Genomic DNA, 10,466 nt, shown 5'->3' on the forward strand with positions numbered 1-10,466 from the left:
CGTCACTTCCTTAACGTGGCGTTCAACCTTTGTTCGAGCGAGGTGAGGATGTTTTGCGTCGTGGTATTCACCTCATCGTCATTAAGAGTGCGCGATGGATGCTGCCAGGTCAAGCCGACTGCAAGGCTTTTTCTATCAGGATCAATACCTTTACCCTGATACACGTCAAATAGCCTGAGGTCCGTCAGCCATTCCCCTGCATTTTCACGGATTACGTCCAGTACAGCGCTGGCTGCGACGTCTTTTTCGGCGATCAGCGCAAGGTCACGACGCACTTCAGGAAAGCGCGACAACTCCTGGAATTTAGGCATTTTACCCAACGCCACTTCGGCCAGAACCAGCTCGAAAACGAAGACCGGACGATCGAGACCGAGGGTTTTCGACAATTCAGGGTGGATTGCGCCAACGAAACCTACCAAACGACCTTCGCGCTCGATGCGTGCGGTTTGACCCGGGTGCAACGCTGGGTGTTTGCCCGGCACGAACGTGAACGAATCCAGTGCACCGGCGAAGCCCAGAACCGCTTCCACGTCAGCTTTCACGTCGAAGAAATCCACGACGTCGCGGCCTTGCGCCCAGCCTTCCGGAAGACGAGTACCGCAAACGACACCCGCCAGCATCGGCTCTTGCTTCAAGCCTTCCAGCTGACCGACAAAACGCAGACCGCTTTCGAACAGACGCACGCGATCCTGTTGACGGTTCAGGTTGTGCTGAAGCGCCTTGACCAGACCAGGCCACAGGGACGAGCGCATGGCCGCCATGTCGTTGGAAATCGGGTTAGCCAGCAGCAGCGGCTCGACACCCGGATTAAACAACTCGAATTGTTTCGGATCGATGAAGCTGTAGGTGATCGCTTCCTGATAACCACGAGCCACCAGCAGGCGACGCAGTTCAGGCAGATCACTACGCGCTTCGGCCTTGGCTTGCGGCGCCAGACGGGCTTGCGGGTAACGAACCGGCAGACGGTTGTAACCGTACAGACGGGCCAGCTCTTCGATCAGGTCGACCTCGAGGCTGATGTCGAAGCGATGGCTTGGCACTTCAACGCGCCACTGCCCTGCCCCATCGGCAGAAATCTTCAGACCCAGGCCGCTGAGCAGTCGCTCGACTTCGGCCGAATCCATTTCCATACCCAGCATCTGAGTGATGCGTTGCGCACGCAGAGTAACCGGCGCAATCGAAGGCAGGTGCTGTTCGCTGACGGTCTCGATGATCGGACCGGCTTCGCCGCCAGTGATGTCCAGCAGCAGGCCAGTGGCGCGCTCCATGGCTTCACGGGCCAGTTGCCAGTCCACGCCACGCTCGTAACGGTGCGAAGCGTCGGTGTGCAGGCCGTAAGAACGAGCCTTGCCAGCCACGGCGATCTGATCGAAGAACGCACTTTCAAGGAAAATGTCACGAGTGGTCGCGGTGTTGACGCCGCTGTGCTCGCCACCCATTACGCCGGCGATTGCCAAGGCGCGGGTGTGGTCGGCAATCACCAGCGTATCGCTACGCAGGCTGACTTCCTGACCGTCGAGCAGCACCAGCTTCTCGCCTTCTTCGGCCATACGTACGCGGATGCCGCCATTGATTTCGGCGAGATCGAACGCGTGCAGCGGTTGACCCAGTTCCAGCATCACGTAGTTAGTGATGTCGACGGCCGCATCAATGCTGCGCACATCGGCGCGACGCAGACGCTCGACCATCCACAGCGGCGTAGGCTTGGACAGGTCGACGTTGCGGATCACTCGACCCAGGTAACGCGGGCAAGCGGCTGGTGCCAGCACCTCAACCGAACGCACTTCATCGTGCACGGCTGGAACGGTCGCCACGACCGGGCGGGTGACTTCAGCGGCGTACAACGCGCCGACTTCACGGGCCAGACCGGCCAGGGACAGGCAGTCGCCGCGGTTCGGGGTCAGGTCGACCTCGATGCTGGCGTCGTCCAGGTTCAGGTATTCACGAATGTCCTGACCGACCGGTGCATCGACCGGCAACTCCATCAGGCCATCGTTGCCTTCGCCCACTTGCAGTTCGGCTTGCGAGCACAGCATGCCGTTGGACTCAACGCCACGCAGCTTGGCTTTCTTGATTTTGAAGTCGCCCGGCAGTTCGGCACCGATCATGGCGAACGGGATCTTCAGGCCAGGACGTACGTTTGGCGCACCGCACACGACCTGAAAAGTCTCCGAGCCATTGCTGACCTGGCAAACACGCAACTTGTCAGCGTCCGGGTGCTGCTCGGTGCTCAGCACCTCGCCCACCACCACACCGCTGAATTCACCGGCGGCCGGCGTAACGCTATCGACCTCGAGACCGGCCATCGACAGACGGGCAACCAGCTCGTCGCGACTTACCTGCGGGCTAACCCAGCCACGCAGCCATTGTTCACTGAATTTCATCCTGCTCTCCTAAGAATTCGTTACGACTAGCGAAATTGCGCGAGGAACCGCAAGTCGTTGTCGAAGAACAGACGCAAGTCGTTCACGCCGTAACGCAGCATGGCCAGACGCTCAACGCCCATGCCGAAGGCAAAGCCCGAAAACTCTTCCGGGTCGATCCCGGACATGCGCAGCACGTTCGGGTGAACCATGCCGCAGCCCATCACTTCCAGCCAGCCAGTCTGTTTGCAGACACGGCAGCCTTTACCGCTGCACATCACGCATTCCATGTCGACTTCAGCGGATGGCTCGGTGAACGGGAAGTACGAAGGACGGAAACGCACGGCCAGTTCTTTTTCGAAGAACACGCGCAGGAATTCTTCGATGGTCCCTTTCAGGTCGGCGAAGTTGATATCGCGATCGACCAGCAGGCCTTCGACCTGGTGGAACATCGGCGAGTGAGTGATATCGGAGTCGCTACGATACACACGGCCTGGGCAGACGATGCGGATCGGTGGCTGTTTCGATTCCATGGTGCGGACCTGTACCGGCGAGGTATGGGTGCGCAACAACATGTTGGCATTGAAATAGAAGGTGTCATGCATCGACCGGGCCGGGTGATGGCCTGGGATGTTGAGCGCTTCGAAGTTGTGGTAATCGTCTTCAACCTCAGGGCCTTCGGCGATGCCATAGCCGATGTGGGTGAAGAACTGTTCGATACGTTCCAGAGTGCGAGTAACCGGATGCAGACCTCCCGAGGTCTGGCCACGGCCAGGCAGGGTCACGTCAATGGACTCGGCAGACAGTTTGGCGGCCAGGTCGGCCTCTTCAAACAGTGCCTTGCGAGCATTGAGAACCTCTGTGACACGCTCCTTGGCAACGTTGATCAGGGCGCCGACTTGCGGACGCTCTTCTGCCGGCAAATTCCCCAGGGTCTTCATCACCTGAGTCAATTCACCCTTTTTGCCAAGGTAGTGAACCCGGATTTGCTCCAGGGCATTGATATCTTCAGCGCTTTGCACAGCCTCTAGTGCTTGAGAGACGAGCGCATCCAGGTTTTCCATGTACAGACTCCAGATACAAAATAGGGGAAGAGCTTGAAGGCTCTTCCCCTATTTATGACGTTTAACACCTGGCCCCACAGAGGTGAGGCCGGGTGACTGTCGGGGGTACTTAAGCCAAGGTGGCTTTAGCTTTCTCGACAATCGCAGCAAACGCCGCTTTTTCGTTCACTGCCAGATCAGCCAGAACCTTACGGTCGATCTCGATGGACGCTTTTTTCAGGCCGGCGATGAAACGGCTGTAGGACAGACCGTTGATACGTGCACCAGCGTTGATACGAGCGATCCACAGAGCGCGGAACTGACGTTTTTTCTGACGACGGTCACGGTAGGCGTATTGGCCTGCCTTGATTACCGCTTGCTTGGCAACACGGAATACGCGCGAGCGAGCGCCGTAGTAGCCTTTAGCAAGTTTCAGAATTTTTTTGTGACGTTTACGGGCAATGACGCCACGCTTTACACGAGCCATGAGTTACTTCCTCTATTCTTGACTAAAATTAACGAAGGCGCAGCATGCGCTCGACTTTTGCCACGTCAGACGGATGCAGCAAGCTGCTACCGCGCAGTTGACGCTTACGCTTGGTCGACATTTTAGTCAGGATGTGGCTCTTGAAAGCGTGCTTGTGCTTGATACCGTTAGCAGTTTTCAGAAACCGCTTAGCAGCACCACTTTTCGTTTTCATTTTTGGCATGTTCGGATACTCCGCATTCAGTTGATAAACATAATCAGAAGGCCTGCCGTGCCCTGTTGATTACTTCTTCTTTTTCGGGGCGATGACCATGATCAGCTGGCGTCCTTCCATCTTAGGATGCTGTTCGACCGAACCGTACTCGAGCAAGTCACCTTCAACTCGCTTGAGGAGTTCCATCCCCAGCTCCTGGTGGGCCATCTCACGGCCGCGGAATCGCAAGGATACCTTGGCCCTGTCCCCATCACTCAGGAAACGTACCAGGTTGCGCAGTTTTACCTGGTAATCCCCTTCCTCCGTCCCTGGACGAAACTTGATTTCTTTAACCTGAATCTGCTTCTGGTTTTTCTTGGCCGCGGCAATCTGCTTCTTCTTCTCGAAGATCGATTTGCCGTAGTCCATCAGTTTGCAAACAGGGGGTACTGCATCGGCGGAAATCTCCACCAAATCCAGCTTGGCCTCTTCAGCCTTAAGAAGCGCGTCTTCAATTGACACAATCCCAAGCTGTTCACCTTCAGCCCCAATTAACCGAACCTCGCGTGCCGAGATATTCTCGTTGATCGGGGCTTTCGGTGCAGCTCGTTTATCTTGTCTCATTTCACGCTTAATAATAATTACTCCGAATCTGGGCGACCACGCCGGGAAACCGCTTGCGCGAGAAACTCAGCGAACTGGGCGACGGGCATCGAGCCCAGGTCAGCACCTTCACGAGTACGCACAGCGACAGTCTGCATCTCGACTTCCCGATCTCCGATAACCAAGAGATAGGGAACCTTGAGCAAAGTATGCTCGCGGATTTTAAAGCCGATCTTTTCATTTCTCAAGTCAGACTTGGCACGAAATCCGCTTTCGTTGAGAGTTTTTTCAACCTCGGCGGCAAAATCGGCCTGTTTGTCAGTGATGTTCATGATCACTGCCTGGGTCGGAGCCAGCCACGCAGGGAACGCACCCTCGTAGTGCTCGATCAGGATTCCGACGAAACGTTCGAAGGATCCAAGGATCGCCCGGTGCAACATCACCGGATGCTTGCGACTGTTGTCTTCGGAGACGTATTCGGCTCCCAGACGGACAGGCAGGTTAAAATCGAGCTGCAGGGTACCACACTGCCAGACGCGACCAAGGCAATCTTTCAGCGAGAACTCGATCTTCGGACCGTAGAACGCACCCTCGCCCGGTTGCAGATCGTACGGCAGGCCAGCGCTATCAAGGGCTGCAGCCAATGCAGCTTCGGCGCGGTCCCACAACTCGTCGGAACCGACGCGTTTTTCCGGACGAGTGGACAGCTTCATCTCGACGTCTTTGAAGCCGAAGTCGGCGTAGACGTCCATGGTCAGCTTGATGAACGCAGCGGATTCGGCCTGCATCTGCTCTTCGGTGCAGAAGATGTGGGCGTCGTCCTGAGTGAACGCACGCACACGCATGATGCCGTGCAGCGCACCCGATGGCTCGTTACGGTGGCAGGCACCGAACTCGGCCAGGCGCATCGGCAACTCGCGGTAGCTTTTCAGGCCCTGGTTGAACACTTGCACGTGGCAAGGGCAGTTCATTGGCTTGATGGCGTAGTCGCGGTTTTCCGACTGAGTGGTGAACATGTTGTCGGCGTAGTTGGCCCAGTGCCCGGATTTCTCCCACAGGCTGCGGTCAACGACTTGTGGAGTCTTGATCTCCAGGTAGCCGTTGTCGCGCTGAACTTTGCGCATGTACTGCTCGAGTACCTGATACAGCGTCCAGCCGTTCGGGTGCCAGAACACCATGCCCGGCGACTCTTCCTGGGTGTGGAACAGGCCCAGGCGCTTGCCGATCTTGCGGTGATCGCGCTTTTCAGCTTCTTCGATGCGCTGGATGTAAGCCGCCAGCTGCTTCTTGTCCGCCCATGCGGTGCCGTAGACGCGCTGCAATTGCTCGTTCTTGGCATCGCCACGCCAGTAGGCGCCGGACAACTTGGTCAGCTTGAAGGATTTCAGGAAGCGGGTGTTCGGCACGTGCGGACCGCGGCACATGTCGACGTATTCTTCGTGATAGTACAGGCCCATGGCCTGTTCGTTCGGCATGTCCTCGACCAGGCGCAGCTTGTAGTCTTCGCCACGGGCCTTGAACACTTCGATCACTTCGGCGCGCGGAGTGACTTTCTTGATCACGTCGTAATCTTTCTCGATCAGCTGTTGCATGCGCTGTTCGATGGCGGCCAGGTCGTCCGGAGTGAAAGGACGCTCGAAGGCGATGTCGTAATAGAAGCCTTCGTCGATGACCGGGCCGATGACCATTTTGGCGGTCGGATACAGCTGCTTGACCGCATGGCCAACCAGGTGGGCGCAAGAGTGGCGAATGATCTCCAGCCCCTCTTCATCCTTAGGCGTAATGATTTGCAGCGTAGCGTCGGCGCTGATGATGTCGCTGGCGTCGACCAGCTTGCCATCGACCTTGCCGGCCACGGTGGCCTTGGCCAGACCTGCACCAATGGATGCGGCGACCTCGGCTACGGAAACCGGGTGATCGAATGAACGTTGACTGCCGTCGGGAAGAGTAATAGTTGGCATGGCGCCTCCTCTCCTAGTGGTGACCCCTACCAAAGGTCACGTGGGTTGGGATGAGCCAGTACAAGATCCGGTCCAGGCCATTCAATGACGAACGCCTGCCTTACAGCGGCAGGAGCCTTGCGGCCAACCGGAAAACCGAACCAGAGTGACTGGGATTCAAATCAGGGTTATTCGAACATCTGCCGCCACCGTGACTGAAGGTCTGCGGAGCTTGCAAATACCCGAGCGAGGCATGCTAGCACAGATGAACGGTCGTCGCGGTGCCGAGGTTTTCTGCTGGGGCAAATCAGTCCTTTTTATGCCAGAGTGCTGAACTTGAACCCCGCTTTACCCCTCAGATAACAAGACATTGACCCACAAGGAGCATCCCAGCATGCGTCTGAATCGTTTGTTCGCAGTAGTCGCCCCCATCGTCCTGTTGCTGCCGTTGGCCGCCCATGCCGATTGGCCGAAGGGCGAGCGCGAGAAATACATGGCTCAGTGCACTCAAGCGGCAACCCCTCAGATCGGCGCGGCTGCTGCAAAAGCCCACTGCGCTTGTGGCGCCGACGCAATCAAATCATACCCGGCCAAGGACCTTCAGTCCTTGATGGACAACCAAGCCAGTGACGCCCTGAAACAACAGGCCCTGACCCAGATTTCCAAATGCAAGGCCAGTAATCCGCCGAAAAAATAAGCCCTGCATGGCGTCAAAAAAGGGTTTGGCGCCGGCAAAAGGCATCTGAAAACCGCCTTTTTCGACAATTTATGCAGGTTTTACAGCTTTTTTTATCGTCTTTACTTTCGGCTGAAAGCCTTTTAAATCGGGGCTTTCAGCCACATCAGGCAACAAAGAAAGCGCGACTGCAGGGCAAACAGCACGTCCGGGGGGCTCCCAAAGCGAACATTTCGACTATGATACTCCGGTGTGCCCAGTTGGCCTGAGCAGCACAGTACTACTGAAAATATATGTTTCTTGGAGATACACCATGTCTAATCGCCAAACCGGCACCGTTAAATGGTTCAACGATGAAAAAGGCTTCGGCTTCATCACTCCTCAAGGTGGCGGTGACGACCTGTTCGTACACTTCAAAGCTATCGAAAGCGACGGTTTCAAAAGCCTGAAAGAAGGCCAGACTGTTTCCTTCGTGGCTGAGAAAGGCCAAAAGGGTATGCAAGCTGCTCAAGTTCGCCCAGAGTAATTTCTTGGCGCACTAAAAAAACCCCGTCCATGTGACGGGGTTTTTTATGGATGAAGCAAAAGCCGGACGCTATCAGCCGCAGTTGATGCGCGTGATCACCAGGTTGGCATCGGTGTTCAGGTTCAAGCGGTCGGAGCGGTACTCCAGCGTCACCATATCGTCAGGCTTGAGGATACGGGCATTCTGCGCGCCTGCGCGAACACGCGCCTGTTCCAGCAGCGCGAGCGAAGCCTTTTTGCCAATGGTGAATTCGGCAGCCTTTGCTTCGCAACGACTGTGGCCGGTATCCGTCGTCGTGACAGGGTCTGTTGCCGATTCGGTAGACGTGCTGCTGCAACCTGCCAGCAGACTAGCGGCCAACAAAGTACCCAATGACGCGAGCTTCCAAGGCATGAAGCCTCCTTTTTTCAATAGTTAAGCTGAGATCGTGCGACCGCCAATCTGGCGTTTGGTTTCACAGGCAGCGCCTGCGCCCTGCCCTCGACCCGGACAAGCGGCGAGTTTGCCTGAGCACTCCCGGTCATTCACCCCGCAATCGTGACTGAATATGACCTGCGCTCAATAAATATCGATGTAATCGAATGGTGGTGATGGCCAGTTCTCTTTTAGCGCATTGAAGATCTGCATGACCCACACCTCGTCACTGGCCGCGACCAATCCCACATACCCCGAGCCCTTGGCCCACGTCTCCAGACGAAACAGCAGCCCGCCGATGTCAGTGCCGCCCACGACACCCGATGAAATGTAAGCGATGCCGCCCTTGGTCACCCGCAATTGGGTGTGCTCATCATCACTGGCAGACGCCAGCAGCTGGCGCACTGCCTCAAGGGTCAAGCCGTCAGGAGAGTTCAAATCAATCTGCACAGCACGGTCCTTGAAAAATCATCAAAAACCAAGTGTCGCATAGCCCTTCCCTCATGCCTAAGTCGGAGTGCCAAACACTCTGCAAAATGCTTAACTCACACCCAGACTTTCCCGAATTCACGAGCGCCAACATGACCACCGTAAGCATCGACGCCGACATCAAAGCCAAGTGGCCACAAGGCCACAGCTCTTACAGCCCAGGCAGTCCGGAAGAGCTGGCAATCATTGGTATCGATCTATTGGTCAAGGAACTGGGGACTGAAGCGGCGCAAACCTTCATCGCACAGGTATTCGAGAAGTACCCGGCCGACTACAAGGGCGCTGAATACAACGAAAGGGAGTAACCCCGCAGGCTGGCACCTGCGGGTGTACAACTTACTTCAGACGAGCCAGACGCTGGGTCAGTAGGTCGAAGAAACCCTGGGCATCGCCACTCTCAACCCAGAACGCATTTTTCGGCGCTTTCAGGCCGTCATACCAGTCGACGATGGTTTGACCGAAGGTCGGGCCTTCGCGGCTATCAACCACCACATTGACCGAACGACCGGTGAACAGCTCCGGCTTGAGCAGGTAGGCAATGACTGTCGCGTCATGCACCGGGCCGCCCGGAAGACCGTAGTGCTCCATGTCACCTTTGACGTATTCATTGAGAATATCGCCCACCAACTTGCTGGCGTTGTTGTTCAGTGCGGCGATCTGCTTCAGGCGCGCTTCGCTGGTAAGGATCTTGTGGGTCACGTCCAATGGCAGATAGGTCAGTTTGACGCCACTTTTCAGCACCACTTCAGCAGCCTGCGGGTCGGCGAACAGGTTGAACTCGGCCACCGGGGTGATGTTGCCACCGTTGAAGTGAGCACCACCCATGATCACCACTTCCTTGATGCCCTGAACGATTTCGGGCTCCTGGATCAGCGCCAGCGCCAGGTTGGTCTGTGGACCGAGCATGGCGATGGTGATGCTGTGGGGCTTGGCTGTTTTCAAGGTGTCGATCAGGTAGTTGACTGCATTACCCTTTGCCAAACCTTGCTTCGGCTCATGCACGGTGACGCCCGACAGGCCTTCTTTACCATGAATGTTCTCGGCATAAATCGGCGTACGCATCAGCGGTTTCGGCGCACCGGCATAAACCGGCACCTCCTCGCGCCCCGCCCATTCGCGGGCCAGCCGCGCATTACGCGAGGTCTTGTCCAGACGCACGTTGCCGGCGACGGTGGTCAACGCGCGGATGTTCAGTTCTTCTGGTGATGCCAGCGCAAACAGCAAAGCGACCACGTCGTCGGCACCCGGATCGGTGTCGATGATCAAGTCGATCTTTTCCGCCGCCTGGGCGCTTGTTGCGGTAATCAGGGACAAAAGCAGCAGACTCCGGAGCAGATGGTGCAGTTTCTGAGCATAGCGGTACATAGCGCACTCCTTGTGCGTGGAAAAGCCGACAGACGAAAACGAATCAGAACGTGACCCCGGCCACCAGTACGACGTTGCAGTACGGCTGACATTCGCCTGTACGAACAATCGCCCGCGCCTGTCGGCTCAGGACTTTGAATTGCTCATGACTGAGCAGCTCACGCCGACCCAGCGCACCTTCGGCATTCAGCTCATCCAGCGTCACCAGCGCCGACGGCTGCTTATCCAGAATCTCCTGGGCCAAGACGTGGCTTTCGACCTGCATTTCGCTGAGCACAACCTTCAACGTGCTGATGAAATCCGGAACGCCGTGGGTCAAGGCCAGATCGATCAGTTCGACACCCGGCGGAACCGGCAGGCCGGCATC

General features: G+C 56.8%; 13 protein-coding genes. 3 read left to right on the top strand and 10 right to left on the bottom strand.

Going from position 1 to position 10,466, the window contains the following annotated elements; translation table 11 throughout:
• Positions 1 to 2: 2 nt before the first annotated feature.
• From pheT to thrS, 6 genes are all read right to left on the bottom strand, one after another.
• Positions 3 to 2,384, bottom strand: a complete 2,382-nt coding sequence (pheT, locus tag PMI32_RS28360) for a phenylalanine--tRNA ligase subunit beta (protein ID WP_008023968.1) — start codon at positions 2,382 to 2,384, stop codon at positions 3 to 5.
• A 26-nt stretch (positions 2,385 to 2,410) separates the two neighbouring features.
• Complete coding sequence (gene pheS, locus PMI32_RS28355; protein WP_007905876.1) at positions 2,411 to 3,427, bottom strand: phenylalanine--tRNA ligase subunit alpha; 1,017 nt, start codon at positions 3,425 to 3,427, stop codon at positions 2,411 to 2,413.
• Positions 3,428 to 3,536: 109 nt separating this feature from the next.
• A complete protein-coding gene (rplT, locus tag PMI32_RS28350; RefSeq protein WP_007905879.1) occupies positions 3,537 to 3,893 on the bottom strand; it encodes a 50S ribosomal protein L20 in 357 nt (118 codons plus the stop codon).
• Between the two features lie 28 nt (positions 3,894 to 3,921).
• A complete protein-coding gene (gene rpmI / locus PMI32_RS28345; RefSeq protein WP_002553160.1) occupies positions 3,922 to 4,116 on the bottom strand; it encodes a 50S ribosomal protein L35 in 195 nt (64 codons plus the stop codon).
• Positions 4,117 to 4,176: 60 nt separating this feature from the next.
• Positions 4,177 to 4,728: a translation initiation factor IF-3 gene (infC, locus tag PMI32_RS0128540; RefSeq protein ID WP_172435341.1), complete on the bottom strand. Its 552-nt coding sequence runs from the start codon at positions 4,726 to 4,728 to the stop codon at positions 4,177 to 4,179.
• A complete protein-coding gene (thrS, locus tag PMI32_RS28340) occupies positions 4,728 to 6,650 on the bottom strand; it encodes a threonine--tRNA ligase (protein WP_008023971.1) in 1,923 nt (640 codons plus the stop codon). Before thrS ends, infC begins: the two co-directional genes overlap by 1 nt.
• 373 nt (positions 6,651 to 7,023) lie before the next feature.
• Between thrS and PMI32_RS28335 the strand changes: the two genes are divergently transcribed.
• Both PMI32_RS28335 and PMI32_RS28330 read left to right on the top strand, forming a co-directional pair.
• Positions 7,024 to 7,326, top strand: a complete 303-nt coding sequence (locus tag PMI32_RS28335; RefSeq protein ID WP_008023973.1) for a hypothetical protein — start codon at positions 7,024 to 7,026, stop codon at positions 7,324 to 7,326.
• A gap of 292 nt (positions 7,327 to 7,618) precedes the next feature.
• Positions 7,619 to 7,831, top strand: coding sequence for a cold-shock protein (locus PMI32_RS28330; protein ID WP_003179963.1), 213 nt, complete (start codon positions 7,619 to 7,621; stop codon positions 7,829 to 7,831).
• 72 nt (positions 7,832 to 7,903) lie between these two features.
• Here the strand turns inward: PMI32_RS28330 and PMI32_RS28325 are convergent, their stop codons facing one another.
• Entirely contained in the window at positions 7,904 to 8,224 is a 321-nt protein-coding gene (locus PMI32_RS28325; RefSeq protein WP_008023975.1) for an I78 family peptidase inhibitor, read from the bottom strand.
• 165 nt (positions 8,225 to 8,389) lie between these two features.
• Positions 8,390 to 8,695, bottom strand: a complete 306-nt coding sequence (locus PMI32_RS28320; protein ID WP_008023976.1) for a hypothetical protein — start codon at positions 8,693 to 8,695, stop codon at positions 8,390 to 8,392.
• 131 nt (positions 8,696 to 8,826) lie between these two features.
• Here PMI32_RS28320 and PMI32_RS28315 point away from each other — a divergent pair, with 131 nt between their 5' ends.
• Complete coding sequence (locus tag PMI32_RS28315) at positions 8,827 to 9,039, top strand: hypothetical protein (protein WP_008023978.1); 213 nt, start codon at positions 8,827 to 8,829, stop codon at positions 9,037 to 9,039.
• A 31-nt stretch (positions 9,040 to 9,070) separates the two neighbouring features.
• Here PMI32_RS28315 and PMI32_RS28310 read toward each other — a convergent pair whose 3' ends face one another.
• Both PMI32_RS28310 and rbsD read right to left on the bottom strand, forming a co-directional pair.
• Positions 9,071 to 10,099 carry a nucleoside hydrolase gene (locus tag PMI32_RS28310; protein WP_008023980.1) on the bottom strand — a complete coding sequence of 343 codons (1,029 nt, stop codon included), beginning with the start codon at positions 10,097 to 10,099 and terminating at the stop codon, positions 9,071 to 9,073.
• 43 nt (positions 10,100 to 10,142) lie between these two features.
• On the bottom strand, positions 10,143 to 10,466 hold a 324-nt coding region (rbsD, locus tag PMI32_RS28305; protein ID WP_008023981.1), incomplete at its 5' end, for a D-ribose pyranase.

This window comes from Pseudomonas sp. GM60 (assembly GCF_000282415.1).
In the GTDB taxonomy this organism is placed as follows: domain Bacteria; phylum Pseudomonadota; class Gammaproteobacteria; order Pseudomonadales; family Pseudomonadaceae; genus Aquipseudomonas; species Aquipseudomonas migulae.